Here is a 25,421-nt window from a genome sequence, read left to right as displayed (position 1 = left end):
GGCCGCCTCACAGGCCGGGAGCGGGTGGCTCGTCGCGGCTCGTGCGGAACGCGAGCCGCCCGTCCGCGACGTCGACCGTCACGCGGGCGCCCTCCTTAATCCGTCCGTCGAGCAGCAGCCGCGACAGCTGGTTGTCGACCTCGCGCTGGATGGTGCGGCGCAGCGGACGGGCGCCGTACTCGGGCTGGTATCCGCGTTCGGCGAGCCAGTCGACGGCGGCGTCGGAGAACTGCACGGCGATGCCCTGCGCATGCACCAGCCGACGGGTCCCCTCCAGCAACAGATCGGTGATCCGGCGCAGTTGATCACCGCTGAGCTGGCGGAAGACGACGATCTCGTCGATGCGGTTGAGGAACTCGGGCCGGAAGTGCTCGCGCAGCGGGCGCAGGATCTGCTCCCGGCGCGCCTCCTCGTCGGCCTCGGCGCCGCCCGCCCCGAAACCGATTCCCGCGCCGCGCCGAGTGATCGCCTCCGAGCCCAGGTTGCTGGTCATCACGATCACCGTGTTGGTGAAGTCGACCGTGCGGCCCTGCGCGTCGGTCAGCCGCCCGTCGTCGAGGACCTGGAGCAGGACGTTGAAGACATCCGGATGCGCCTTCTCCACCTCGTCGAGCAGCAGCAGCGAGTACGGGTGGCGGCGGACCGCCTCGGTGAGCTGGCCGGCCTCCTCGTGGCCGACGTAGCCGGGCGGGGCGCCCACCAGGCGGCTGACGGTGTGCCGCTCCTGGTACTCGCTCATGTCCAGGCGGACCATGCGCTCCTCGCTGCCGAACAGCGCCTCGGCGAGTGTGCGGGCCAGTTCGGTCTTGCCGACGCCGGTCGGGCCGAGGAAGAGGAAGCTGCCGATCGGCCGGTCCGGGCTCGACAGTCCGGCACGCGAGCGCAGCACCGCGTCCGAGACGACCCGTACGGCCTCGTCCTGGCCGACGACGCGCTCGTGCAGATGCTGCTCCAGCCCCAGCAGCCGGTCCTTCTCCTCCTGGGTGAGGCGTGCGACGGGGATGCCGGTCTGCCGGGAGACGACCTCGGCGATGGCCTCGGCGGTGACCTCCAGATGCTGGCCCTCGTCGGCCTCGCCGCCCCCGGCCGCGATCCGCTGCTTCAACTCCACGATGCGGTCACGCAGCTGGGTGGCGTGCTCGTACTGCTCGTCGGCCACCGCCTGGTCCTTGTCGCGGGCGAGCTGCTCGACCTCGCGCTCCATCGCGCGCACGTCCGTGCCCTTCGTGCGGGCACCGAGCCGCACCCGGGCACCGGACTGGTCGATCAGGTCGATGGCCTTGTCGGGCAGCCGCCGGTCGGTGAGGTACCGGTCGGACAGCTCCACGGCCGCCACCAACGCCTCGTCGGTGTAGCGGACCTGGTGGTGGGCCTCGTACCGGTCGCGCAGACCGCGCAGGATCTCGATCGCGTCCGGGGCCGACGGTTCCGGCACCAGGATCGGCTGGAACCGGCGGGCCAGCGCCGCGTCCTTCTCGATCCGCCGGTACTCCTCCAGCGTCGTCGCGCCCACGATGTGCAGTTCGCCGCGGGCCAGCGCCGGTTTGAGGATGTTGCCCGCGTCCATCGAGCCGCCCTCACCGCCGCCGCCCGCGCCGACCACCGTGTGCAACTCGTCGATGAAGACGATGAGCTGGTCGGAGTGCTCGCGGATCTCGTTCACGATGGCGTTGAGGCGTTCCTCGAAGTCGCCCCGGTAGCGGGTGCCGGCGACCACCCCGGCCAGGTCCAGGGCGACGACCCGGCGGCCGGTCAGCCCGTCCGGGACGTCGCCGTCGGCGATGCGCTGCGCGAGCCCCTCCACGATGGCGGTCTTGCCGACACCCGCGTCACCGATGAGCACGGGGTTGTTCTTGCCCCGCCGGGACAGCACCTCGATCGTCTGCTCGATCTCGTCGTCCCGGCCGATCACCGGGTCGATACGGGCCTGACGCGCCAGCTCGGTGAGATCGCGGCCGTACTTGTCCAGGGTGGGTGTGGAGGTGGGCCGCTGCCGCTCCTGGCGGGACTGCGGGGGCATGGTGTCCGCGGGCTCGGACGGCCCGGTGGGCGGAGCGAAACGGGCCGCGTTGAGAATGTGCCCGGCGGCGGAGTCCGGGTTCGCCGCGAGGGCGCTCAGCACGTGTTCGGGGCCGATGTAGCCGGTGCCGCGCGAGCGCGCCAGGTCGTGGGCGTCCAGCAGGGCCCGCTTGGCGGCAGGCGTCAGCGACAGCGAGGTGGGCGGCGGTACCTCGCCCGGTGGGTGCTGGACCGGGCCCGAGCGCTCGTCGATCTCCGTCGCGAGGGAGTCCGGGTCCGCCCCGGCGCGGCTGAGCAGACCGCGGGTCGGCTCGGTCGCGAGGGCGGCACGCAACAGGTGCTCGGTGTCCAGATCGCGGCTGCCGTGCTCGGCGGCGTACTGGGCCGCGCCGCGGACCAGTTCCCTGGCCGGCTGGCTGAGGAGCTGGCCGATGTTGATCTGACGGGGGCCGGGGCGCGGCCCGCCGAAGAAGCGGGCCAGGAATTCACCGAAGGGGTCGCCCTCAGGGCCGATGTAGCCGCTGGTCATGGCATTCCGTTCCCTCGACTGCGTTGCCGGTGCGGACGCGTCTTTCGTCCGGGTCGGGCTACACCACGATGACACGTTCCTTTTGAGGCGGCATGTCCTGGACGGTCCGGGGCGTCAGTGGCTCCCGCGGGGCGGGTGCGCCTGCCGTTCGGTCACGACGCGGGGTCCGGTGGCCGTGATCGTCGGCATCGGTTCCGTGGAGGCACGCCCCGGAGTGATTCCACCGTGCCAATTATTATGCCGGTATTAGAATGGAGCCATGGTACGTACCCCGCTGACCCCCGAAGAGCGCGAACGCGGCGAGCGGCTCGGCAAGCTGCTCCGCGAGGCCCGTGGCGGCCGCAGCATGGTCACGATCGCCGCGAGCGCCGGCATCTCCGCCGAGACGCTCCGCAAGATCGAGACCGGCCGCGCACCGACCCCGGCCTTCTTCACCGTCGCCGCCCTCGCCCGCGCGCTCGGCCTTTCCATGGACGAACTCGGGGCGCGGTGCGCCCTCGTGGCGGTCGCGGAGGTCGACGCGGCCGATCCCGGCGGAGCGGCCGTTCGGGTCGGCCGGGCCGCCTGAGCGGTGGCCGTGTCCCGCACGCCGGTTCCGCCCCCTCCGTCGGGATCGCGTCGCGGGACCGTCGCGCCCGTTGGAAAACTCCCTGTATCCGCTCTGTAACACGGATGGTGTTCCCTACGGACCGGAGTGTTCCGGTCGGCGGGAGCGGGGCGATGGCTTTAGATCAACTCCCAGAACAGGTGCGGGAGTTCATGAACTACCTGGACGGACTGCTGGCGCGCCTGGATCAGGGTTCCGGCTGGTGCGTGGTCTTCTGGCGGCGCGACCCGGACGGCATGCGGGCCTGCCTCGACGGCCGTGAGGTGCCGCCCTGGGACGTGGTGGCGGCCCTCCTCCAGGACCTCGCCGCCACCTACGGCACCCCTCTCGCCGCCCGGGAGGCCGAACGTGCCCGGCCCCTGCACCTCGCGGCACTCGCCGCCCACGACGCCCGCCCCGGCGCCCGCGACGCCCTCGGGGACCGGCTCGACGTCATGCTCCGCGAGCGGCGCCACGCTGTCGACCGGCAGGCCGAACTGGGCCGCCTCCTGGCCGCCGCCACGGGCCCCGAAGAGACCGAGGCCATCCGCCTCGACCTCGCCTGGGCCCACGACGACCACGAACGGGCCACCGCCCGCTGCGCCGAACTCCGTTCTCGAATAGCGGAGTTGGACCGGCGTGACAATGCCGGTGGTGGCGGCCTCGCCGCCTGGGACCCGCCGATCCGGCGTGCGGAAACGGACGCGTACGGCTACCCCCGGCCGTCCCCCGCTCCAGGTGACCCGCGCGCCTCCCGGACCCCGTACGGCGACCCCCGCACGTCTTCGGTGTCGCCGTACCCCGAGGCGGCCCCGACCGCGCCGGCCGCCCGCGTCCCCGGGGACTCCGGCACCCCCTCCCGCGAGGCGGCGCCCTCCCACGAGGAGCCGCTCACCGAACCCGCCGCCCGCCGACCCGCCCCGGACGACACCTCCCCCGCCGTGCCCAAGCAGCGCAAGCGCCGCCGGGGCGGTGCGCGGTTCGCCGGGATGGCCGAGGAGGAGGCCGCCCCCGTCGCCGTACCGCCCGCCGCCGAGGCACCGCCGCCGGACTCCGCGCCGAGCACGCGCCGCACCCCGCGCGGCGCCCGCTTCGCCGGGGTCGCCGAGGAACCGCAGCAGCGGCCCGAGCGGCAGGCCCGGCCGTCGGCCCCGGCCGGGCCGACGGGCGCGGCGGCCCGACGGGAGACCGCCGAGGCAGTGGAACGGCTGATCCGGCTCCGCGCCGAGGGCCGCGGCGGCGAGGCGCACGCGCTGCTCGTCGAGTTCGCGTACTGGCCCGCCGCCCGCATCCCGCTGCTCGCCGCGGGCCTGCAACGCAGCGGGCTCACCGCCGACTGGACGACCCTGGTGTGGGAGGCCGCCTCGCTGCCCGCCGACCGGCTCGTCGCCGCGGCGGACGCCCTGGCCGAGGCGGGCCGCACGGCCGACGGGGAGCACATCCTGCGGCAGGGCGTGGCCCGCCCGGCCGAGGAGATCGGGGAGGCGGTCGCCGCCCTGGCGGCCGAGGGCCGCCGCCGTGAGGTGCGCGCGCTGCTCGACGCCTACGTCCGCGTCCGTACCCCCGAGGAGGCGGCCCGCAGCGTCGCCCCCGACCCGCGGCTCCTGGTCCCGCTGCTGCTGGAGGCCGCCCGCGGCGTCTCGGACGAACGGCACTGGGATCTGGTGCACGCCCTGCGGGTCGCGGGCTTCACGACCTGACCCGCGTCGTCGCCCCTACGCCGTCCGCCCGCGACTCACCCACCGGAGTGTGAAACGCGATCGACTCCGCGGGTTGACGACGATGGTCTTGGCAAGCCCGTCCCCGAGGCTTACGTTCGTCCCTCTACGGCCCGTTTCTACGGGCGTAGAGGCTCTGACGTCTTCCGTCGAAGGAGCAGCTCATGGCCAACGTCGTACGTGCCGCCCTGGTCCAGGCCACCTGGACCGGCGACACCGAGTCCATGGTGGCGAAACACGAGGAGCACGCCCGCGAGGCGGCCCGGCAGGGCGCGCGGATCATCGGTTTCCAGGAGGTCTTCAACGCGCCCTACTTCTGCCAGGTCCAGGAGCCGGAGCACTACCGCTGGGCCGAGCCCGTCCCCGACGGGCCGACCGTGCGGCGTATGCGGGAGCTGGCCCGCGAGACGGGCATGGTGATCGTCGTCCCGGTCTTCGAGATCGAGCAGTCCGGTTTCTACTACAACACCGCGGCCGTGATCGACGCCGACGGGACCTACCTCGGCAAGTACCGCAAGCACCACATCCCGCAGGTGAGGGGCTTCTGGGAGAAGTACTACTTCAAGCCGGGCAATCTCGGCTGGCCCGTCTTCGACACGGCCGTCGGCAAGGTCGGCGTCTACATCTGCTACGACCGCCACTTTCCCGAGGGCTGGCGCCAGCTCGGCCTCAACGGCGCCCAGCTGGTCTACAACCCGTCCGCCACCCACCGGGGGCTCTCCGCCCACCTCTGGCAGCTCGAACAACCCGCGGCGGCCGTCGCCAACGAGTACTTCGTCGCGGCCATCAACCGGGTCGGCGTCGAGGAGTACGGCGACAACGACTTCTACGGCACGTCCTACTTCGTCGACCCGCGCGGACAGTTCGTCGGCGGGACCGCCGGCGACAAGGACGAGGAACTCCTCGTCCGCGACCTCGACTTCGACCTGGTCGAGCAGGTGCGGCAGACCTGGGCCTTCTACCGCGACCGACGCCCCGACGCCTACGACGGGCTGGTGCGGCCGTGAACGACCTCCACGCCCGCCACCGACGGGTCCTGCCGGACTGGCTCGCCCTCTACTACGACGAGCCGCTGGAGATCACGCACGGGGAGGGCCGCCACGTCTGGGACGCCGAGGGGAACAAGTACCTCGACTTCTTCGGCGGCATCCTGACCACCATGACGGCGCACGCGCTGCCCGAGGTCACGAAGGCGGTGAGCGAGCAGGCCGGACGGCTCATCCACTCCTCCACGCTCTACCTCAACCGCCCGATGGTCGAGCTCGCCGAGCGCATCGCCCGGCTGAGCGCCGTCCCGGACGCCCGCGTCTTCTTCACCACCTCCGGCACCGAGGCCAACGACACCGCCCTGCTGCTCGCCACCGCCCACCGGCGCAGCAACACGATCCTGGCGATGCGCAACAGCTACCACGGTCGTTCCTTCAGCGCCGTCGGCATCACCGGCAACCGCGGCTGGTCGCCCACCTCGCTGTCCCCGCTCCAGACGGTGTACGTCCACGGAGGCGTGCGCACCCGCGGCCCGTACGCCTCGCTCGACGACTCCGCCTTCATCGCGGCCTGCGTCGAGGACCTGAAGGACCTGCTCGGCCACATCCGGCCACCGGCCGCCCTGATCGCCGAGCCGGTCCAGGGCGTCGGCGGCTTCACGTCCCCGCCCGACGGGCTGTACGCGGCGTTCCGCGAAGTGCTGGACGCGCACGGGATCCTGTGGATCGCCGACGAGGTGCAGACCGGCTGGGGCCGTACCGGCGACCACTTCTGGGGCTGGCAGGCGCACGACCGCAACGGCCCGCCCGACATCGTCACCTTCGCCAAGGGCATCGGCAACGGCATGTCCATCGGCGGGGTCGTCGCGCGCTCCGAGATCATGAACTGCCTCGACGCCAACAGCATCTCCACCTTCGGCGGCACCCAGGTCACCATGGCCGCCGGCCTCGCCAACCTCGCCCACCTGCTGGAGCACGACCTCCAGGGCAACGCCCGACGGGTCGGTGGACTGCTCATCGAACGGCTGCGGTCCGCCACCGCCCAGGACCCCGGCGTACGGGAGGTCCGCGGACGCGGGCTGATGATCGGGATCGAGCTGACCGATCCCGGCACCGACCAGGCCGACCCCGGCCGGGCCGCCGCCGTCCTGGAGGCCGCCCGCGCCGAGGGCCTGCTGATCGGCAAGGGCGGCGGTCACAGCACCAGCGCCCTGCGCATCGCCCCGCCCCTGTCCCTGACCGTCGCGGAGGCCGAGGAGGGCGCCGCGATCCTCGAAGGCGCCCTGAGGAGCACGCGGTAGCGCCTGAGCGTCCACAGCAGCTCCCGAGCCGAGGGAACCACGCCATGACCACCACCATCCGGGAGCACCGGGGCCCCGTCGAGCCCCTGGAACCCGCGCTGTCGGTCCGTCAGGTCCTCGCGCTGGAACGCGTGCTGGCCGGAGAGCCCGAGGTGGTGGCCGGCGCGGCCCACCTCGACCGGCCGGTGCGCTGGGTGCACGTCGCCGAGGCCGCCGACGTCGGCGTGATGCTCAGCGGCGGCGAGATGGTCCTCACCACCGGAGTGCTGCTGGCCGGCGACGAGAACGCGCAGGCCGAGTACGTCCGCTCGCTGCACCGCGCGGAGGCGGCCGCCGTCGTCCTGGGCCTCGGCCGGGCCTTCCCCGCCCCGCCGGACATGATGCGGCGCGCCGCCGAACGGTGCGGACTGCCCATGGTCGTCCTGCACCGGCCGTTCCCCTTCGCGGAACTGACCGAGGAGGTCCAGTCCCGGCTCGTACGGCGGAAGTTCGCCGCCGTCAGTCTCTCCGAGGCCGTACGGACCGCGCTCACCGCACTCATCACCGCCGGGGCGCCGCTGCAACGCGTGCTCGACGAGATCGCCCACCACACCGGGTGTCCCGTCGTCGTCACCAACCTCGCCCACCGGGTCCTCGCCACGGCGGGGGAACGTTCCGCGGTCGACGACGTGCTGCGCGACTGGGAACGCATCGCCCGCCAGGCGGGCGGCAGCGAGGGCGACGGCTGGATCCGCGCCGAACTGGGCGGACGCGGTGAACGGTGGGGGCAGATCATGCTCTGCGGCTACCGCGGCGACACCGCCGGCGGGCGGTTGCTCGCCGAGCGGGCCGCCGAGGCCCTCGTCCTGCACCGCATGCTCGGCGGCACGTCCGTGCACTCCTGGGAGGAGCAGTGCGCGCAGGGCCTGCTCACCGACCTGGTCTCGGGCGTCGTAGCGGCCCGCCAACTGCTGCCCCGCGCGCGGTCGACCGGCCTGCCGGTCAACCGGCGCACCTTCGTCCCGCTGGTCGTCCGCGACGGCGACTGCCGCCAACTGGAGCGATTGCTACGCCTGTTGGGCATGGCCGGGCTGGTCGCCGAACTCGCCGACGGGGCCACCGCCGTACTGCTCAGCCTCGCCCGGGACCAGGACGCCGAGGCGCTCACCGCGCACTTCGCGGCCCGGCTGCGCACCGAGTCCGGCGAGAGCGGCACGGTCGTGGCCGCCGCCGCACCACGCATCGCCTGGGACGACGTACCCGCGGGACTGCGCGAGGCGCAGCACGTTGCCGACGCCGTCGCCGACTCCTCGACCGTCGGGGACCTCCCGGCCGTCGTCCGCCTGGGGGACGTGCACCTGCGCGGTCTCATACGGCTCTTGCGGGACGACCCGCACGTGCAGGCCTTCGCCGAACGGGAACTGGACGGGCTGCTGTGCGCGGCCGGGGACGATCTGCTCGCCGTTCTGCGCACCTACCTCGCCACCGGCCGCAACAAGTCCCGTACCGCCCAGCTCCACCACGTCTCACGGCCCGCGCTGTACCGGCGGCTGGAGGCCATCCAGGCCCGGCTGGGCGTCGACCTCGACGACTTCGAGCAGGCCGCGTCGGTGCACATCGCCCTCCTGGCGCACGACGCGCAGCAGACATGACAAGCGTTGCCGCGGCCGGTCCGCCGCGGGGCCGGGACGGGGCGCCCCGTGTGGCGCACGACAGGCGGCGGACGGCGGGCCCGCCCGGCGTGCAACAGGAGTGAAACATGCGACGACCTGCGAAAACGGTGGTGAAACATGCGTCGGCCAAGTCGTGACACCGTGGCACGCCCAACGCTCCCGGACGTGACACCGTGCACCTCAAAGCCCGCTTTCGGACTTCCTAGGCTCCTCGCACACCGAGCGACCGGAGGTCCCGATGAGCCGAGTGATCCGAGCCGCCGTCTTCCAGACCGCATGGACCGGCGACAAGGAGTCGATGATCCAGGTGCACGAGCGGGCGGTGCGCGACGCGGCCGCCCAGGGCGCCCAAGTCCTGTGCTTCCAGGAGCTGTTCTACGGACCGTACTTCTGCCAGGTCCAGGACCCGGCGTTCTACGAGTACGCCGAACAGATCCCCGACGGACCCATCGTCAAGCGGTTCCAGGCCCTCGCCAGGGAGCACGGCATCGTGCTGGTGCTGCCGATGTACGAGGAGGAGCAGCCCGGCGTCCTCTACAACACGGCCGCGGTGGTCGACGCGGACGGCTCGTACCTCGGCAAGTACCGCAAGCACCACATCCCGCAGGTGAAGGGATTCTGGGAGAAGTTCTACTTCCGTCCCGGCAACGCCGGCTGGCCCGTCTTCGACACCGCGGTGGGACGGATCGGCGTGTACATCTGCTACGACCGCCACTTCCCCGAGGGCTGGCGTGCCCTGGGCCTGGAAGGCGCCGAGATCGTCTTCAACCCGTCGGCCACCTCGCGCGGCCTGTCCGCCTATCTGTGGCAGCTGGAGCAGCCGGCGGCGGCCGTCGCCAACGAGTACTTCGTCGGCGCGATCAACCGGGTCGGCGTCGAGGAACTGGGCGACAACGACTTCTACGGGACCTCGTACTTCGTGGACCCGGAAGCGCAGTTCGTCGGCGAGGTGGCGAGCGACAAGGAGTCCGAACTCGTCGTGCGCGACCTGGACATGGCCAAGCTGCGCGAGGTCCGCGACCGCTGGCAGTTCTACCGGGACCGCCGTCCCGACGCCTACTCCCCGCTGACCGCGCCCTGACCCGTGCGCATACCCGCGCCCCCCGTGCGGGGCCGAGCCCTCAGCGGGGGGCGCGGGACGGCGTCCGGGTGCGGCCTCGCCGCGGGACGCGACCAGCCCCCCACGACCCGTCCCTGCCGACCACGACCCAGCGGAGCGTCACCGCATGAGCCGAACCGTCATCCGGGGTGGCCTCGTCATCACCGCGTCCGACGAGATCCACGCCGACGTCCTGATCGAGGACGGCCGTATCGCCGCCCTCGCCGCCTCCGGTACCCCGGCCGCCGAGGCCTGGACCGCCGAGGGACGCGAGAGGGGAGCACCCCCGCCCGAAGGGTGGGGGCAGGTCATCGACGCCACCGGGAAGTACGTCATCCCGGGCGGGGTCGACGCCCACACCCACATGGAGCTGCCGTTCGGCGGCACCTTCGCCTCCGACACCTTCGAGACGGGCACCCGTGCGGCCGCCTGGGGAGGCACCACGACGATCGTCGACTTCGCCGTGCAGAGCGTCGGACACACCCTGCGCGAGGGCCTGGACGCCTGGCACGCCAAGGCCGAGGGCACCTGCGCGATCGACTACGCCTTCCACATGATCGTCTCCGATGTGAACCAGGAGACGCTCAAGGAGATGGACCTGCTGGTGGCGGAGGGTGTGACCTCCTTCAAGCAGTTCATGGCCTATCCGGGCGTGTTCTACAGTGACGACGGCCAGATCCTGCGCGCCATGCAGCGCTCCGCCGAGAACGGCGGCCTGATCATGATGCACGCGGAGAACGGCATCGCCATCGACGTGCTGGTCGAGCAGGCGCTGGCGCGGGGTGAGACCGATCCCCGCTACCACGGCGAGGTGCGCAAGTCGCTGCTGGAGGCGGAGGCCACCCACCGCGCGATCAAGCTCGCCCAGGTCGCCGGCGCGCCGCTCTACGTGGTGCACGTGTCGGCGATGGAAGCGGTCGCGGAACTGGCGCGGGCGCGCGACGAGGGGCTGAACGTCTTCGGCGAGACCTGCCCGCAGTACCTGTTCCTGTCCACCGACAACCTCGCCGAGCCCGGCTTCGAGGGCGCGAAGTACGTGTGCAGCACGCCCCTCCGGCCCCGGGAGCACCAGGCCAAGCTGTGGCAGGGCCTGCGGACCAACGACCTCCAGGTGGTGTCGACGGACCACTGCCCCTTCTGTTTCGTGGGCCAGAAGGAGCTGGGCCGGGGCGACTTCTCCAAGATCCCCAATGGTCTGCCGGGCGTCGAGAACCGCATGGACCTGCTCCACCAGGCCGTCGTCGACGGACACATCTCGCGCCGCCGCTGGATCGAGATCGCCTGCGCCACTCCGGCGCGCATGTTCGGCATGTATCCGAAGAAGGGCACCATCGCCCCCGGCGCCGACGCGGACGTGGTGATCTACGACCCGCACGCCGAGCAGACCGTCTCCGCCGAGACCCACCACATGAACGTCGACTACTCGGCGTACGAGGGCAGGCGGATCACCGGCCGGGTCGAGACGGTCCTCTCGCGGGGCGAGCCCGTCGTCAGCGAGCGGGAGTACACCGGTCGCGCCGGTCACGGCGCCTACATCCCCCGCTCCACCTGTCAGTACCTCAACTAGGAGTGGCGCCATGGACTTCGGACTCGTCCTACAGACCGACCCGCCGGCCTCGAAGGTCATCAGCCTGATGAAGCGGGCCGAACGCAACGGCTTCACCCACGGATGGACCTTCGACTCCGCCGTGCTCTGGCAGGAACCGTTCGTGATCTACAGTCAGATCCTCGCGAACACGAGCAGGTTGACGGTCGGCCCGATGGTCACCAATCCGGGCACCCGCACCTGGGAGGTCACCGCCTCCACCTTCGCCACCCTCAACGACATGTTCGGCAACCGCACCGTGTGCGGCATCGGCCGCGGCGACTCAGCGATGCGCGTCGCGGGCCGCAAGCCCAACACCCTGGCCCGGATCAGCGAGGCCATGAAGGTCATCCGTGCCCTGGGCCGCGGCGACGAGGCCGACCTCGGCGGCACGGTGATCAAGTTCCCGTGGATCAGGCCGGGCGCCGAACTCCCCGTCTGGATGGCCGCGTACGGCCCCAAGGCCCTGAAGATGACCGGCGAGGAGGCCGACGGTTTCATCCTCCAGCTGGCCGACCTGTACCTCACCGAGTACATGGTCAAGGCCGTGAAGGACGCGGCCGTCGCCTCCGGCCGCGACCCCGGCGAGGTCAGGATCTGCGTCGCCGCCCCGGCGTACGTCACGGAGGACGACTCGCCCGAGGCGCTCGCCCACGCCCGCGACCAGTGCCGCTGGTTCGGCGGGATGGTCGGCAACCACGTGGCCGACCTGGTCGCCAAGTACGGCGAGCACTCCGCCGCCGTACCCGACGAACTCACCGACTACATCAAGACGCGTGAGGGTTACGACTACTCGCACCACGGCCGGGCCGACAACCCGGACACCCGGTTCGTGCCCGACGAGATCGTCGACCGGTTCTGCCTCATCGGCCCGGTCGGGAAGCACATCGAGAAGCTGAACGCGCTCCGCGAGCTGGGCGTCGACCAGTTCGCGGTCTACGACATGCACGACGCGCAGGAGGCCACCATCGACGCCTACGGCGCCCAGGTGATCCCCGCCGTCAACAGCTGACCGTGCGGCGGAGACCGGCGCCCCGTCGGTCACCGGCTCTCCGCACACCCCGGGATCCCCCTTCCCGCCGTCCGGGGGAGGGGGCCCGGGGCGCCTCCCGCGCACCGCCCGCACGGCCTCTCCCGTCCCACCTCGTTCGATTGGCCTGCTCATGACCGACACGGCTCCCACGGCCATACCGCCGACCTCTCAAGTCACCCTTCCCGACGGCCGGGTGGAGATCGCCCCTGGCACGCCGCCGCCCAGCGGTCCCTACGCCAACGAGGACCTGCTGCCGGTCCCCGTCGAGAGGCGCACCTGGACCACGTACAACTTCTCCGCGCTGTGGATCGGCATGGCCCACAACACGGCCTCCTGGACCCTCGCCTCCGGTCTGATCGCCGTCGGCATGGACTGGAAACAGGCGGTGTTCACCATCGCCCTCGCCAACCTGATCGTGCTGGTGCCGATGCTGCTCACGGGGCACGCGGGACCGAAGTACGGCATCCCCTTCCCGGTCTTCGCCCGCGCCTCCTTCGGGATCCGCGGCGCCAACCTCCCCGCCGTCGTGCGGGCGTTGGTGGCGTGCGGCTGGTTCGGCATCCAGACCTGGATCGGCGGCGAGGCGATCTACTTCCTCGCCGGGAAACTGATCGGCAACGGCTGGAGCGAGGCGGGCGGGTTCGGCGGCCACCCCTGGACGATGTGGCTGTCGTTCGCGATCTTCTGGGCACTCCAGGTCGCGATCATCTGTCGCGGCATGGAGACGATCCGCCGCTTCGAGAACTGGGCGGCGCCCTTCGTCCTCGTCGGCGCGCTCGTGATGCTGATCTGGATGAGCGACAAGGCGGGCGGTTTCGGCCCGCTGCTCGACCAGCCCTCCAGGCTCGGCTGGGGCGGCGACTTCTGGAAGCTGTTCTGGCCGTCCCTCATGGGCATGATCGGCTTCTGGTCCACGCTGTCGCTGAACATCCCCGACTTCACGCGGTACGGAAAGTCACAGCGGGCACAGACCTGGGGACAGGCCCTCGGCCTGCCCACGACCATGACCCTCTTCGCGCTGCTGTCGGTGATGGTCACCTCCGGTTCGCAGGCCGTGTACGGCGAGACGATCTGGGACCCGGTACAGCTCGCCGCCAGGACGGACAACGTCGTGGGTCTGCTGTTCGCCCTGGTGACCGTGCTGGTGGCGACCCTGTCCGTGAACATCGCGGCCAATCTGGTCTCGCCGGCCTTCGACTTCTCCAACATCGCGCCCCGGAGGATCAGTTTCCGCACCGGCGCGCTCGTCACCTGTGTGCTCGGCGTGCTGATCTTCCCGTGGAAGCTGTACTCCGACCCGCAGGGCTACATCTTCACCTGGCTCGGCCTGGTCGGCGGGCTGCTCGGCACGGTCGCCGGCATCCTCATCGCCGACTACTGGGTCCTGCGCCGCGGCAAGCTCGACCTGACCGACCTGTATCGCACCGAAGGCCGCTACTGGTACGACGCCGGCTGGAACTGGCGGGCCGTCGTGAGCTTCGTGGTCGGCGGTGTCCTGGCCGTCGGCGGCGCGAGCTTCAAGCCCCTGGTCGACGGCCGTCCCGTCCCGGCGCTGGAGCCGCTGGCCGACTACGGCTGGGCGGTGGGCCTGGGCACCTCGATGGCGCTCTACCTGGCGCTGATGCTGCTGAGAGGACGGGAGAAGGCCACCGCGTGACGCAGGGCGCTCGATGCAGGACGCGCGCACGCAGGGCGCGTGACACAGGAAGAAGGAAGGACGGGCAGGGCGGCGGGCGGGCGGAAGAACCCTCCGCCGCCCTGTTCCGGCTCCTTCGCCTCAGTTCACCGCCGCGGCCCTCAGTGAAGCAACCGCTTCCTTCGCCGCCTTGATCGCACCCCTGTTGATCTCGTCCGTGCCGGGAGCCTTCTTCGACTCGAAGTCGCTGCCGTTGTAGGTGACGACGACAAGCGCGTTCGCCACCCGCGCGATCACGGTGCCCTCACGGGTCTGCTGCTTGTCCTCCGTGATCAGGTTCACCACCGAGTAGCCCTCGTCCCCCAGCCCCGGAACGGCCCCGCCGCCGCCCTTCTCCGTGGTGCGGTCCTTGTACGACGTCGCGGCGGCCTGGTCGGACTCCAGCAACTCGAAGGAGACGTCCAGCCAGCGGTAGTCGTACCCCTTCAGCGCGTTCCAGGAGCAGGTACGGCGCAGGGAGGTGTCCGTCGACGGGATCTCCTTGCCGGCCGTCCTGGCGGCCGGCACCAGCGAACCCACGGTCTTCGCGGCCACACTCGTGCACGGCGCGGGCGCGGCGCCGTACGTCTTCGTCACCGCCTCGGCGGACGGCGCGGAGGCCTCGGAGAGAGGTTTCCGCGTGTCCTCGGCCGCGACGTCCTTGTCGGGTTCGAGCGGACCGGACGACAGCGCCCAGCCCGCGCAGGCGAGCACGATCACCGGGGTCAGTCGCGCGGTGAGGGCGAGCGGCAGAGGGAGAGAACGCACGGCGCGCTTTCGGGGGACGGTGCGGACGGGGTCCACGATGCGGACAGGGGGCGCCAGTTTCACACGACTCCCCGTGGGGTGGAAGGGCGAACTCGCTCCGTGGCGGGGCGGTAACAGGCGAGCGTGGATTTCCCGCCACGGCGGACGGTGCGCGGCCCGGTGGGGGAGGCTCACCGCCGGGCGGTACCGGTGATCACGCCCGACGGCCCGCTCGGTGGGCCCGGTCGTCGGCGCCGCCGCGGGCGACGGCCGGTGAGGCCGGACGGCGGATCGGCACCTGCTTTCGGATGACCTCGCCGTCTGTCGCCGGTGACGGTGGCCCGTCATGGCCGAGGATCGCGGTCGGCGGCCATCGCTGCCGGCCGTTCGTCCGCCCGGAGGCAGCCGTGCACATCCTGCTCGTAGCCAGCGCGTTCAACAGCCTCACCCAGCGCGTCCACGCCGAACTGCGCGACCGCGGCCACAGCGTGGCGGTGGAACTCGTCCTGCCCGGCCGCCCGTTGCCGGAAGCCGTGCGACGGCACGCACCCCAGCTCATCGTGGCGCCGATGCTGAAGACGGCGATTCCCGAGGAGGTGTGGACGGCGCACACGTGCCTCGTCGTCCATCCGGGGCCCGTGGGCGACCGCGGACCGTCCTCCCTGGACTGGGCGATCCACGAGGGCGTCGACCAGTGGGGCGTCACCGTGCTGCAGGCCGATGGCGAGATGGACGCCGGTGACGTGTGGGCCTGCGTACCGTGCCGGGTCCCTCCGGTGTCCAAGAGCGAGCTGTACCGGGGCGAGATCGCCGACGCCGCGCTCGAAGCCGTGATGCTCGCGGTGGAGCGCTTCGCCGGGGGAACCCACGTACCGCGCAAGCAGGAGGCGGCACGCACGGCCGACGCCCGCCTGCGCCCGCGTCCGTACCTCGACCAGACCGTCCGGCGGATCGACTGGGCCGAGGACTCCACCGCGGACGTCCTGCGCAAGCTGAGAGCGGCGGACTCGCAGCCCGGTGTGCTCGACGTGCTGCTCGGCGGTGAGTGGTACCTGCACGGAGGTCATCCCGAGAGCGTGTTGCGCGGCCGCCCCGGCGAACTCCTGGCCACGCGGGCCGGAGCGGTCTGCCGGGCCACCAGGGACGGCGCCGTGTGGATCCCGGAGCTGCGGCCCCGGCGGCTCCCCGGGCAGCCGCCGACGTACAAGCTGCCCGCCGTCTCGGCCCTCGGCGGCCGGCTGCCGTCCCTGCCCGAGGTCGGCGAGGCCACCTGGACGGACATCCGCTACCGGGAGGACGGCGACGTCGGCTTCCTCTCCTTCTCCTTCCCCGGCGGCGCCATGAGCACGGAGCAGTGCCGGCGTCTGCTGGACGCCTACCGGGAAGCGTGCACGCGACCCACGTCGGTGCTGGTGCTGGGCGGTGGACGCGGCTTCTTCTCCAACGGGATCCACCTCAATGTCATCGAGGCCGCGGACGGCCCCGGCGCGGAGTCCTGGGCGAACATCAACGCCATCGACGACCTGGTCGAGGCGGTCCTGACGACGACGGACCGGCTGGTGGTGTCGGCTGTCGGGGGCAACGCCGCGGCGGGCGGGGTGATGCTCGCGCTGGCGGCGGACGAGGTGTGGTGCCGTGCGGGCGCCGTGCTGAACCCGCACTACCGGTTGATGGGCCTGTACGGCTCCGAGTACTGGACGTACACCCTGCCGCGCAGGGTGGGTGCCGCGACCGCCGAACGGCTCATGGGCGAGGCACTGCCGGTGAGTTCGGCCGCCGCCCTGTCCCTCGGACTCGTCGACCGGGTGGTCGACTGCGGCCCGCAGGAGTTCGCGGCACAGGTCGGCTCCCTGGCCGCTCGCCTGGCGTCACTGCCGGCCACGGCGTCACGGATCACCGCGAAGAAGACCGAGCTGGACCGGCAGGAGAGCGTGACCCCGTTGGCCGTCTTCCGGGAGCGGGAGCTGGCCCGGATGCGCCGCGCCTTCGACGATCCGGACGCTCCGTTTCACGCTCTGCGTCGCGCGTTCGTCCGCAAGGAGCGGCCGACGCGCACCCCGCCGCACCTGAACCCGGCCGCGGTCGCGCGAACCGGTCCGGCCGCTTCGGACGCTCACGTCACCTGAACGGCCCTCGATCGGGTCCCATCACGGCCGAGCCGCTGATACCAAGAAGGCTGGTGGTCGAAATGACGGCCTTCATCCCATACCTCCCCGGGAGGCGGTCCCATGACTGAGGCGACGCCGGACACGGTCGTCGCTGCGGACGCCGTAGGCGCGCCCGCCGACGAGACACCCACGATCCACATTCTCTGGATCAACGCGGGGCTGAGCTGTGACGGCGACTCGGTCGCGTTGACAGCGGCCATGCAGCCGAGCATCGAGCAGATCGCACTCGGTGTTCTGCCAGGGCTGCCGAAGATCGCCGTCCACTGGCCGCTCATCGACTTCGAGTGCGGTCCGGTCGGTGGCTCGGACACGTTCATCGAGTGGTTCTTCAAGGGCGAGCGGGGCGAGATCGACCCGTTCGTGCTGGTCGTCGAGGGCTCCGTCCCCAACGAGGCGATCAAGCCGGAGGGCTACTGGTGCGGCTTCGGGGACAACCCGGAGACCGGTCAGCCCATCACGACCAGCGAGTGGATCGACCGGCTCGCGCCGAAGGCCCTGGCGGTCGTCGCCATCGGCACCTGTGCCACCTACGGCGGCATCCACGCCATGGCGGGCAACCCGACCGGTGCTATGGGCGTGCCCGACTACCTCGGCTGGGACTGGAAGTCGAAGGCCGGTATCCCCATCGTGTGCGTCCCGGGCTGTCCGATCCAGCCCGACAACTTCGCCGAGACGCTCACGTATCTGCTCTACCAGGCGGCCGGCGCCGCCCCGATGATCCCGCTGGACGACAAGCTGCGTCCGACCTGGCTCTTCGCGGCCTCCGTGCACGAGGGCTGTGACCGCGCGGGCTATTACGAGCAGGGCCAGTTCGCCCTCACGTACGACTCTCCGCAGTGCCTGGTCAAGCTCGGCTGCTGGGGCCCCGTCGTGAAGTGCAACGTGCCCAAGCGCGGCTGGATGAACGGTATCGGCGGCTGCCCGAACGTCGGCGGCATCTGCATCGCCTGCACCATGCCCGGCTTCCCCGACAAGTTCATGCCGTTCATGGACGAACCGCCGGGCGCGAAGGTGTCGAGCAAGGCGAGCGGGGCCTACGGGGCCGTGGTCCGCAAACTGAGGTCCTTCACGGCCAAGACCGTGGACAAGGAGCCCAAGTGGCGTCGCACCGGGGACCGGATCACCACCGGGTACCGGCCACCGTGGTGAGACCCCGCCGCAAGTGATCCCCGATTCGTGCACCCCCACCCCTCCCGCGCAACGAAGGGCACGGCATAAGCGATGGCACTGACGACGAAGGCGGCCGGCGACGGCGACGGCCTGGTGGAGATGGCCTGGGACCCGATCACCAGGATCGTGGGCAGTCTCGGCATCCACACCAAGATCGACTTCAAGCAGAAGCAGGTCGCGGAGTGCTACAGCACCTCGTCGGTCTTCCGGGGCTACAGCGTCTTCATGCGCGGCAAGGACCCCCGCGACGCCCACTTCATCACCAGCCGTATCTGCGGGATCTGCGGGGACAACCACGCCACGTGCTCGGTGTACGCGCAGAACATGGCCTACGGAGTGAAACCCCCGCACATCGCTGAGTGGATCATCAACCTCGGCGAGTCCGCGGAGTACATGTTCGACCACAACATCTTCCAGGAGAACCTGGTAGGGGTCGACTACTGCGAGAAAATGGTCAGGGAGACCAACCCCGGTGTCCTCGAACTGGCCGAGCGCACCGAGGCACCGCACGCCGGGGACCACGGCTACCGCACGATCGCCGACATCATGCGGTCGCTGAACCCCCTGGAGGGCGAGTTCTACCGCGAGGCCCTCCAGGTCAGCCGTTACACGCGGGAGATGTTCTGCCTCATGGAGGGGCGCCACGTACACCCCTCGACGCTCTATCCGGGCGGCGTCGGAACGATCGCCTCCGTGCAGCTCTTCACCGACTACCTCAGCCGGCTGACGCGGTACGTGGAGTTCATGAAGCGCGTCGTGCCCCTGCACGACGACCTGTTCGACTTCTTCTACGAAGCCCTGCCCGGGTACGAGGAAGTGGGCCGCCGGCGTGTCCTGCTCGGCTGCTGGGGAGCGCTCAACGACCCCGAGCACTGCGACTTCACCTACGCCAACATGACGGACTGGGGCCGGCGGATGTTCGTCACGCCCGGCATCGTCGTGGACGGCAAACTCGTCACCAACGACCTGACCGAGATCAACCTCGGTATCCGCATCCTGCTGGGCAGCTCCTACTACGAGGACTGGCAGGGCCAGGAGCAGTTCGTCACCCACGACCCGCTCGGGAACCCGGTGGACCCACGGCACCCATGGAACCAGCACACCATTCCCGCCCCGCAGAAGCGGAACTTCGACGACAAGTACAGCTGGGTCATGTCGCCCCGGTGGTTCGACGGCAAGGACCACCTCGCCCTGGACACCGGAGGCGGCCCCATCGCCCGACTGTGGTCCACCGCCCTGTCGGGACTTGTCGACGTGGGGTACGTGAAGGCCACCGGCCACAGCGTGGTCATCAACCTGCCCCGCACCATGACCAGACCCGAGGCCACCTTCGAGTGGCAGATCCCGAAGTGGAGCAACGCGCTGGAGCGCAACCGCGCGCGCACCTACTTCCAGGCCTACACCGCGGCCATGGCCCTGCACTTCGCGGAGAAGGGACTGGAGGAGGTCCGGGCCGGACGCACCCAGACCTGGGAGAAGTTCGAGGTGCCGGACGAGGGCATCGGCGTCGGATTCACCGAGGCGGTACGAGGCGTCCTCTCCCACCACATGGTGATCCGCGACGGCAAGATCGCCAACTACCACCCCTACCCGCCCACCCCCTGGAACGCCAGCACCAGGGACACCTTCGGCACGCCCGGCCCCTACGAGGACGCCGTGCAGAACACCCCGATCTTCGAGGAGAACACGCCGGAGAACTTCAAGGGCATCGACATCATGCGCGCGGTCCGCAGTTTCGACCCCTGCCTGCCCTGCGGCGTCCACATGTACGTCGGCGGCGGCCGGACCGTGCAGAAGATGCACGTGCCGACCGGCCTGAGCGGACTGGGCGGATGAGCGCGGCGACGGGGACGCGCCCCGTGAACGCCGAGCAGACCTGCCGCCGTGTCGAGGACGTACTGGACCGTCTGGCGGGCGCCGGCGATCCCACGGTCGCCGCGGCGGCGGAGGAACTCGTGCGGTCCCTCATGGACTTCTACGGCTCCGGCCTCGCCCGCATCCTCCAGTTGCTGCCCGCTTCCGGGGAGCCGGTGGCGAAGCTGCTGGACGACGAACTCGTCGCGAGCCTCCTCGTCCTGCACGACCTTCACCCCGAGGACCGGGACACCCGTATCGCGCGGGCCCTCGACAGCGTCCGCGACCACGACCTGGAAGTGGTGGGCTTCGACGTGGAGAGCGGCACCCTGAGGCTGCGGACGCGGGCGAGCGGAGGGTGCGGCTGCGGCACCGGCGCCGGCGCCCGGCAGGCCGCGGAGGACGCGCTCGCCTGCTTCGCGCCGGAGGTCAGGGCCGTCGACGTGCAGGACGCCCCCGCGGAGCCCGCCCTGCTCCAGATCGGCACCGGCCCGGCGCAGGCGAAGACACCATGAGCGCTGCCCCGGCACCCCTTCGGCCACCCGGACCGGGCCCCCGGAGCCCGGGCCTGCGCCGGTTCCTGACCGAGCGTCCGGCACGGCCGGAACGGTGCGAGCTGTGTTCGGCGGCGGTGCCAGAAGGAGACCACCGCCACCTGGTCGACACCGAGAGACGCGCCCTCGCCTGCGCCTGTGTCCCCTGCGCGCTGCTGATGGAACAGCCGGGCGCCGCGGCGGGCCGCTTCCGCGCGGTCCCGGCCCGCTACCTCACCGACCCCGGCCACCGCCTCGACGACCGCGCGTGGGAGTCGCTGCGGATCCCGGTCGGTGTCGCCTTCTTCTTCCGCAACGCGGCACTGGACCGGCTGGTCGCCCTCTACCCGAGTCCGGCCGGAGCCACCGAGAGCGAACTCGAACCGTCCACGTGGACGGAGGTCCTCGGCGGCAGCCCGCTCGCCGAGCTCCTCGAACCCGACGTGGAGGCGTTGCTGGTGCGCCGCACCGACGGCCGGTGCGACTGCTACCTCGTACCGATCGACATCTGCTACGCACTGGTCGGCCGCATGCGGCTGTCGTGGCAGGGTTTCGACGGCGGCGTCGAAGCACGCGCCGCCCTGGAGGCGTTCTTCGGGGACGTCGCGCGACGCGCCCGGCCCGTGGGGGAGGTGAGCGCGTCGTGACGGAGTTCTCGTTCGCCTGCACCGGTGTCCGCGCCGACCGGTACGCCGCCGGGCCGACCCTCGCCTTCCGGCTGCGCGTCACCGCGGCCGACAACGCCCGCGTGCACGCCCTCGCCCTGCGCTGCCAGATCCGTATCGAACCCGCCCGCCGCGGCTACGAGGCCGCCGAGGCCGACGGGCTGGCGGATCTCTTCGGCGAGCGCTCGCGCTGGGGCAGCACCCTCCAACCCGTGCAGTTCGCCCAGGTCCCGCTCATGGTCCCCGGTTTCACCGGGGAGACCGAAGCCGACCTCGTCGTGCCCTGCACCTACGACATGGACGTCGCCGCGAGCCGCTACCTGGCCGCCCTCACCGGCGGCGAGGTCCCGCTGCTGATGCTGTTCTCGGGTACGGCGTTCACCGGCGCGGGCGGCTTCCAGGTCGAGCCGGTCCCGTGGGACCGCGAGGCGCCCTTCCGGATGCCGGTCGCCGTATGGCGGGAGATGGTCGAGCAGCACTTCCCCGGCTGCGGCTGGATCCGGCTGCCCCGGGACACCATGGACGCCCTGCTCGCCTACCGCTCCCGGCGCGCGCTGCCCTCCTGGGAGGCGACGGTGGGGGCACTGCTCGACGAGAGCGGCGCCGCGGACCCGCCGGTGACGGACCCCTTTCTCGCCCTCACGAACACCACCGGAAGGACCCGTCCGTGACCGTGACCGCGTTCGCTCCCGAGACCGAGGCGCGGTTCGCCGTCGCCCGGCAGGTGGCCGACGCCGTGCTCTTCGAGGGCTACGTGCTCTACCCGTACCGGGCCTCGGCGGCCAAGAACCGGCTGCGCTGGCAGTTCGGGGTGCTCGTACCGCCCGCCTGGGGCGCCGAGTGCGAGGAGCACGACTTCCAGCACACCGAGTGCCTGATGGAACCGAAGCCGGGCGCGACCCTGTCGGTCGAGCTGCGCTTCCTGCACGCCCGGCGGCGTGGTGTGCAGCGGCTCCGCCCGGACGGCGGCTACGACACCGTTCCCGAACTCCACCTGGAGGACCGGGTGCTGGTGCCCTGGGACGAGGGCGCCGAGGAGCGCGTCGAGGTGGTCGCGACGGTGGAGGAGCTGCTGGGGGACGGCGTCACGTTTCCCTTCGAGCGACCCGCCCGTCAGGACACCGAACCGGTTCTCGACGCGGCCGGCCGGACCGTCGGCCGACTGGTCCGGCAGTGCCAGGCGATCAGCGGCGCGGTGCGCCTGTCCGCCCGCGAAGTCGACGGACCCTACCGGGCGTTGCGGCTGACCGCCGTCGTCGAGAACACCACGTCCTGGACACCCCCTGAGGGTCGAGGCGCCGACCGGGACGCGGCGCTGCCGCACTCCCTGGTGGCCGCGCACCTCCTCATGGCCCTCAGCGCCGGATCGTTCCTGTCGATGACCGATCCCCCCGAGTGGGCCAAGGGCGCGATCGCCGGCTGCCGCAACCTGCACACCTGGCCCGTACTCGCCGGCGAGCCCGGCCGGGCCGACCTCGTGCTGTCCTCGCCGATCATCCTGGAGGACCACCCGGCCATCGCACCGGAGAGCCCCGGCGCGCTGTACGACGCCACGGAGATCGACGAGATCCTCGCCTTGCGGACCGCGGCCCTCACCGACGTGGAGAAGCGCGAGGCCCGGGGCACCGACGAGCGGGCGGCCGCCGTGATCGACCTCGCGGACTCGATGCCGCCCGAGGTTCTGGAACGCCTGCACGGCGCGGTACGGAGCCTGCGGGAGGTGACCGGCTCCGCCGCGGCCCCTTCCGCCGCGGACGGGTTCCCGGACGAGTACGGGGTGCCGCGCCCGGACACCCCGTGGTGGGACCCGGCGAGCGAGGCCGGCTTCGACCCGGCACAGGACCGAGTCGTCGTGGACGGCCGGTCGCTGGGCGCGGGCAGCCGAGTGGTGCTGCGACCGGGTCTGCGGCGCACCGACGCACAGGACCTGTTCCTGCGAGGGTGCGGCGCGACGGTCGAGGCGGTGCTGCACGACGTGGACGGCGGCGTGCACCTGGCGGTGACGGTCGAGGGCGATCCGGGCGCCGACATCCGCCGGGAGCAGGGCCGTTTCCTGTACTTCCGACCGGACGAGGTCACACCGCTGGAGGACGACGAGTGAGCCTTCCCTCACAGGCGGGGCCGAGGATCCTCGTCGCGGGCATCGGCAACGTCTTCCTCGGGGACGACGGATTCGGCGTGGAGACCGCGCGCAGGCTCGCCGAGCGGCGACTGCCCGGACACATCGAGGTCGTGGACATCGGCGTGCGCGGGGTGCACCTCGCCTACAAGCTCCTGGACGGCTACGACACCCTCGTCCTCGTGGACGCCACGGCACGCGGCGAAGCACCCGGCACGCTGTACCTGATCGAGCACGACGGCCCTCGCGCGGGCGAGTCGCAGGGCGTCCCCGCGATCGACGGTCACCGGATGACCCCCGACACCGTCCTGGCGTTGCTGGACACCCTCTGCGCCGGGACCGGCGGCGAGCCGCCGCGACGCATCCTGATCGTCGGATGCGAACCGGCCACCGTGGAGGAGGGCATCGGGCTCAGTTTGCCGGTGTCCGAGGCCGTACCGGAGGCCGTACGGCTCATCGAGAAGACGCTGCGGGGCGGCGAGCCGCCCGCGGCGCGCGCCACAGCCACGAAGGCATCGAAGTGAGGAGAGACGGGATGAAGAAGACCCTCGTCGGTGGCGCGGCCCTCGCCGCGGCGGTCGCACTTGTCGCACAGGTTCTTCCCGACATCAGACGCTACCTGCGGATCCGCCGCATGTGAGCGGGACCCCGGACGGGTACGTCACGAGGTTGCGTCGAACGGCGTACCCGGCCGGCCGGTGGCGGCGTGCCTGGCCGTCGAACCCGGCCCCCTCGCCTCTAATGACGGCTGGGAGGACACAGACCTATGCACGAGATGTCCGTCGCGCTCGCCGTGATCGACCAGGTGGAGGAGGCCGCCGCCCGGGCCGGTGGCGTCACGGCGGTGCGGTCCGTGCGACTCCAGGTGGGTGAACTGGCCGGGATCGTGCCGGACTCCCTCTCCTTCTGCTTCGAACTGGCCTGCGCCGGAACGGTGCTGGAAGGCGCGGAGCTCGTGACCGAAGCGGTGCCGGGGCGGGCCCGTTGCGCGTCCTGCGCGTACGAGTGGGCTGTCGGCATGCCACCCCGGCTGAGCTGTCCCGAGTGCGACGGGGCGAGCACCGACCTGCTCTCGGGCCGGGAACTGAAGATCGTCAGCGTGCACTGGGAGGACGGCCGGACGCACGCGCAGACCCGCGAACCGATCTTTGAGGAGCGCTGAACCATGTGCCGTGTCGTCGACCTCCAGCAGGCCGTACTCGCCAAGAACGACGCGACCGCGCACACCCTGCGCGCCCGCCTCGCGGCTCGCGGCACCGCCGTCGTCAACCTGCTGTCCAGCCCCGGCAGCGGGAAGACCGCGCTGCTGGAACGTGAACTGCTGCTGGCACGCGAGCGGTCCGTCCCGGTCGCGGCGCTGACCGCCGACCTCGCCACCGAGAACGACGCGACACGCCTGGCGCGTTCGGGTGTACCGGTCAAGCAGGTGCTCACCGACGGGCTGTGCCATCTGGAGGCGGGAATGCTCGGCGGCCATCTCGAGGGCTGGCTGCCCGACGACACCCGGCTGCTGTTCGTGGAGAACGTCGGCAACCTGGTCTGCCCGGCCTCCTACGACCTGGGGGAGACGCTGAGAGTCGTCCTCGCCTCCGTCACCGAGGGCGAGGACAAGCCGTTGAAGTACCCCACCGCCTTCGGTCTCGCGCACCTGGTCGTGGTCACCAAGACCGACATCGCCGAGGCCGTCGCGTTCGACGAGAGCGCGTTCCGCGCGAACGTGGAGCAGGTCAATCCGGGAGTCGAGGTGCTCCTGACCTCGGCACGCCGGGGCGAGGCGATCGGCGCCCTGCTCGACAGGGCGATGGCGGCCGCCGACGGCGCGCCTCTCCACCGCCCTGTCATGGCCCGCAGGCCGGACGTCCTCCCGGTCGAGGACCCCGCTCATCACCACGACGGCCATGGGCACGTCGGTCCGCACGGCACGGGCGCCGTGGCCCGGACCCGCTCGTGAGCGGTCCGCGACCCTCGATCGCCGTCGCGGG

At 71.5% G+C, this 25,421-nt stretch carries 22 protein-coding genes; 20 read left to right on the top strand and 2 right to left on the bottom strand.

Annotated features, from left to right (window positions below; genetic code table 11):
• Positions 1 to 7 precede the first annotated feature (7 nt).
• The gene (locus ACZ5Y0_RS21765) at positions 8 to 2,548 is read right to left on the bottom strand and encodes an ATP-dependent Clp protease ATP-binding subunit (RefSeq protein ID WP_469130334.1); all 2,541 of its coding nucleotides are present in this window, start codon (positions 2,546 to 2,548) and stop codon (positions 8 to 10) included.
• A 259-nt stretch (positions 2,549 to 2,807) separates the two neighbouring features.
• On the opposite strand from ACZ5Y0_RS21765, the gene ACZ5Y0_RS21760 reads away from it, so the two are divergent.
• The 9 genes from ACZ5Y0_RS21760 to ACZ5Y0_RS21720 all read left to right on the top strand — a co-directional run bounded on the left by ACZ5Y0_RS21760 (position 2,808) and on the right by ACZ5Y0_RS21720 (position 14,165).
• A complete protein-coding gene (locus tag ACZ5Y0_RS21760; protein ID WP_469130333.1) occupies positions 2,808 to 3,116 on the top strand; it encodes a helix-turn-helix domain-containing protein in 309 nt (102 codons plus the stop codon).
• Positions 3,117 to 3,268: 152 nt separating this feature from the next.
• On the top strand, positions 3,269 to 4,834 hold the full coding sequence (locus ACZ5Y0_RS21755) for a hypothetical protein (protein ID WP_469130332.1): 1,566 nt from the start codon (positions 3,269 to 3,271) through the stop codon (positions 4,832 to 4,834).
• Positions 4,835 to 5,016: 182 nt separating this feature from the next.
• Positions 5,017 to 5,859 carry a nitrilase-related carbon-nitrogen hydrolase gene (locus ACZ5Y0_RS21750; protein ID WP_469130331.1) on the top strand — a complete coding sequence of 281 codons (843 nt, stop codon included), beginning with the start codon at positions 5,017 to 5,019 and terminating at the stop codon, positions 5,857 to 5,859.
• Positions 5,856 to 7,139 (top strand): aspartate aminotransferase family protein, encoded by a 1,284-nt coding sequence (locus ACZ5Y0_RS21745; RefSeq protein WP_469130330.1) that lies wholly within the window; start codon positions 5,856 to 5,858, stop codon positions 7,137 to 7,139. The genes ACZ5Y0_RS21750 and ACZ5Y0_RS21745 overlap by 4 nt, the downstream gene beginning before the upstream one ends.
• Positions 7,140 to 7,183: 44 nt before the next feature.
• Entirely contained in the window at positions 7,184 to 8,770 is a 1,587-nt protein-coding gene (locus ACZ5Y0_RS21740; RefSeq protein ID WP_469130329.1) for a PucR family transcriptional regulator, read from the top strand.
• A gap of 259 nt (positions 8,771 to 9,029) precedes the next feature.
• On the top strand, positions 9,030 to 9,872 hold the full coding sequence (locus ACZ5Y0_RS21735; RefSeq protein WP_469130328.1) for a nitrilase-related carbon-nitrogen hydrolase: 843 nt from the start codon (positions 9,030 to 9,032) through the stop codon (positions 9,870 to 9,872).
• Between the two features lie 145 nt (positions 9,873 to 10,017).
• Entirely contained in the window at positions 10,018 to 11,457 is a 1,440-nt protein-coding gene (gene hydA, locus ACZ5Y0_RS21730; RefSeq protein ID WP_469130327.1) for a dihydropyrimidinase, read from the top strand.
• A gap of 10 nt (positions 11,458 to 11,467) precedes the next feature.
• On the top strand, positions 11,468 to 12,487 hold the full coding sequence (locus ACZ5Y0_RS21725) for a TIGR03842 family LLM class F420-dependent oxidoreductase (RefSeq protein WP_469130326.1): 1,020 nt from the start codon (positions 11,468 to 11,470) through the stop codon (positions 12,485 to 12,487).
• Between the two features lie 151 nt (positions 12,488 to 12,638).
• On the top strand, positions 12,639 to 14,165 hold the full coding sequence (locus ACZ5Y0_RS21720; protein WP_469130325.1) for an NCS1 family nucleobase:cation symporter-1: 1,527 nt from the start codon (positions 12,639 to 12,641) through the stop codon (positions 14,163 to 14,165).
• Positions 14,166 to 14,285: 120 nt separating this feature from the next.
• Here the strand turns inward: ACZ5Y0_RS21720 and ACZ5Y0_RS21715 are convergent, their stop codons facing one another.
• Positions 14,286 to 14,951 carry a hypothetical protein gene (locus ACZ5Y0_RS21715; protein ID WP_469130324.1) on the bottom strand — a complete coding sequence of 222 codons (666 nt, stop codon included), beginning with the start codon at positions 14,949 to 14,951 and terminating at the stop codon, positions 14,286 to 14,288.
• A gap of 386 nt (positions 14,952 to 15,337) precedes the next feature.
• On the opposite strand from ACZ5Y0_RS21715, the gene ACZ5Y0_RS21710 reads away from it, so the two are divergent.
• The 11 genes from ACZ5Y0_RS21710 to hypB all read left to right on the top strand — a co-directional run bounded on the left by ACZ5Y0_RS21710 (position 15,338) and on the right by hypB (position 25,390).
• Entirely contained in the window at positions 15,338 to 17,056 is a 1,719-nt protein-coding gene (locus ACZ5Y0_RS21710; RefSeq protein ID WP_469130323.1) for an enoyl-CoA hydratase-related protein, read from the top strand.
• A 102-nt stretch (positions 17,057 to 17,158) separates the two neighbouring features.
• Complete coding sequence (locus tag ACZ5Y0_RS21705; RefSeq protein WP_469130322.1) at positions 17,159 to 18,247, top strand: NADH-quinone oxidoreductase subunit B family protein; 1,089 nt, start codon at positions 17,159 to 17,161, stop codon at positions 18,245 to 18,247.
• A 72-nt stretch (positions 18,248 to 18,319) separates the two neighbouring features.
• The gene (locus ACZ5Y0_RS21700) at positions 18,320 to 20,104 is read left to right on the top strand and encodes a nickel-dependent hydrogenase large subunit (protein ID WP_469130321.1); all 1,785 of its coding nucleotides are present in this window, start codon (positions 18,320 to 18,322) and stop codon (positions 20,102 to 20,104) included.
• Positions 20,101 to 20,637 carry a hypothetical protein gene (locus ACZ5Y0_RS21695; RefSeq protein ID WP_469130320.1) on the top strand — a complete coding sequence of 179 codons (537 nt, stop codon included), beginning with the start codon at positions 20,101 to 20,103 and terminating at the stop codon, positions 20,635 to 20,637. Before ACZ5Y0_RS21700 ends, ACZ5Y0_RS21695 begins: the two co-directional genes overlap by 4 nt.
• A complete protein-coding gene (locus ACZ5Y0_RS21690) occupies positions 20,634 to 21,302 on the top strand; it encodes a DUF5947 family protein (protein WP_469130319.1) in 669 nt (222 codons plus the stop codon). Before ACZ5Y0_RS21695 ends, ACZ5Y0_RS21690 begins: the two co-directional genes overlap by 4 nt.
• Positions 21,299 to 21,991 carry a DUF6084 family protein gene (locus tag ACZ5Y0_RS21685; protein ID WP_469130318.1) on the top strand — a complete coding sequence of 231 codons (693 nt, stop codon included), beginning with the start codon at positions 21,299 to 21,301 and terminating at the stop codon, positions 21,989 to 21,991. The genes ACZ5Y0_RS21690 and ACZ5Y0_RS21685 overlap by 4 nt, the downstream gene beginning before the upstream one ends.
• Positions 21,988 to 23,421: a hypothetical protein gene (locus tag ACZ5Y0_RS21680; protein ID WP_469130317.1), complete on the top strand. Its 1,434-nt coding sequence runs from the start codon at positions 21,988 to 21,990 to the stop codon at positions 23,419 to 23,421. The genes ACZ5Y0_RS21685 and ACZ5Y0_RS21680 overlap by 4 nt, the downstream gene beginning before the upstream one ends.
• Positions 23,418 to 23,963, top strand: a complete 546-nt coding sequence (locus tag ACZ5Y0_RS21675; RefSeq protein WP_469130316.1) for a hydrogenase maturation protease — start codon at positions 23,418 to 23,420, stop codon at positions 23,961 to 23,963. The genes ACZ5Y0_RS21680 and ACZ5Y0_RS21675 overlap by 4 nt, the downstream gene beginning before the upstream one ends.
• 11 nt (positions 23,964 to 23,974) lie before the next feature.
• Complete coding sequence (locus tag ACZ5Y0_RS21670; RefSeq protein WP_469130315.1) at positions 23,975 to 24,079, top strand: DUF6893 family small protein; 105 nt, start codon at positions 23,975 to 23,977, stop codon at positions 24,077 to 24,079.
• A gap of 126 nt (positions 24,080 to 24,205) precedes the next feature.
• Entirely contained in the window at positions 24,206 to 24,601 is a 396-nt protein-coding gene (gene hypA, locus ACZ5Y0_RS21665; protein WP_469130314.1) for a hydrogenase maturation nickel metallochaperone HypA, read from the top strand.
• Between the two features lie 3 nt (positions 24,602 to 24,604).
• The gene (hypB, locus tag ACZ5Y0_RS21660; RefSeq protein ID WP_469130313.1) at positions 24,605 to 25,390 is read left to right on the top strand and encodes a hydrogenase nickel incorporation protein HypB; all 786 of its coding nucleotides are present in this window, start codon (positions 24,605 to 24,607) and stop codon (positions 25,388 to 25,390) included.
• Positions 25,391 to 25,421 lie beyond the last annotated feature (31 nt).

Source organism: Streptomyces sp. NPDC033216 (assembly GCF_055577115.1).
This window is presented reverse-complemented; position numbering and strand designations above follow the sequence as displayed.

Bases quoted from the DNA above. Each gene is read 5' to 3' on its own strand.
- hypB (WP_469130313.1), top strand. From the start codon at position 24,605: ATGTGCCGTGTCGTCGACCTCCAGCAGGCCGTACTCGCCAAGAACGAC.
- ACZ5Y0_RS21695 (WP_469130320.1), top strand. From the start codon at position 20,101: ATGAGCGCGGCGACGGGGACGCGCCCCGTGAACGCCGAGCAGACCTGC.
- hypA (WP_469130314.1), top strand. From the start codon at position 24,206: ATGCACGAGATGTCCGTCGCGCTCGCCGTGATCGACCAGGTGGAGGAG.
- ACZ5Y0_RS21765 (WP_469130334.1), bottom strand. From the start codon at position 2,548: ATGACCAGCGGCTACATCGGCCCTGAGGGCGACCCCTTCGGTGAATTC.
- ACZ5Y0_RS21760 (WP_469130333.1), top strand. From the start codon at position 2,808: ATGGTACGTACCCCGCTGACCCCCGAAGAGCGCGAACGCGGCGAGCGG.
- ACZ5Y0_RS21670 (WP_469130315.1), top strand. From the start codon at position 23,975: ATGAAGAAGACCCTCGTCGGTGGCGCGGCCCTCGCCGCGGCGGTCGCA.
- ACZ5Y0_RS21700 (WP_469130321.1), top strand. From the start codon at position 18,320: ATGGCACTGACGACGAAGGCGGCCGGCGACGGCGACGGCCTGGTGGAG.
- ACZ5Y0_RS21740 (WP_469130329.1), top strand. From the start codon at position 7,184: ATGACCACCACCATCCGGGAGCACCGGGGCCCCGTCGAGCCCCTGGAA.
- hydA (WP_469130327.1), top strand. From the start codon at position 10,018: ATGAGCCGAACCGTCATCCGGGGTGGCCTCGTCATCACCGCGTCCGAC.
- ACZ5Y0_RS21720 (WP_469130325.1), top strand. From the start codon at position 12,639: ATGACCGACACGGCTCCCACGGCCATACCGCCGACCTCTCAAGTCACC.
- ACZ5Y0_RS21755 (WP_469130332.1), top strand. From the start codon at position 3,269: ATGGCTTTAGATCAACTCCCAGAACAGGTGCGGGAGTTCATGAACTAC.
- ACZ5Y0_RS21750 (WP_469130331.1), top strand. From the start codon at position 5,017: ATGGCCAACGTCGTACGTGCCGCCCTGGTCCAGGCCACCTGGACCGGC.
- ACZ5Y0_RS21735 (WP_469130328.1), top strand. From the start codon at position 9,030: ATGAGCCGAGTGATCCGAGCCGCCGTCTTCCAGACCGCATGGACCGGC.
- ACZ5Y0_RS21725 (WP_469130326.1), top strand. From the start codon at position 11,468: ATGGACTTCGGACTCGTCCTACAGACCGACCCGCCGGCCTCGAAGGTC.
- ACZ5Y0_RS21690 (WP_469130319.1), top strand. From the start codon at position 20,634: ATGAGCGCTGCCCCGGCACCCCTTCGGCCACCCGGACCGGGCCCCCGG.
- ACZ5Y0_RS21705 (WP_469130322.1), top strand. From the start codon at position 17,159: ATGACTGAGGCGACGCCGGACACGGTCGTCGCTGCGGACGCCGTAGGC.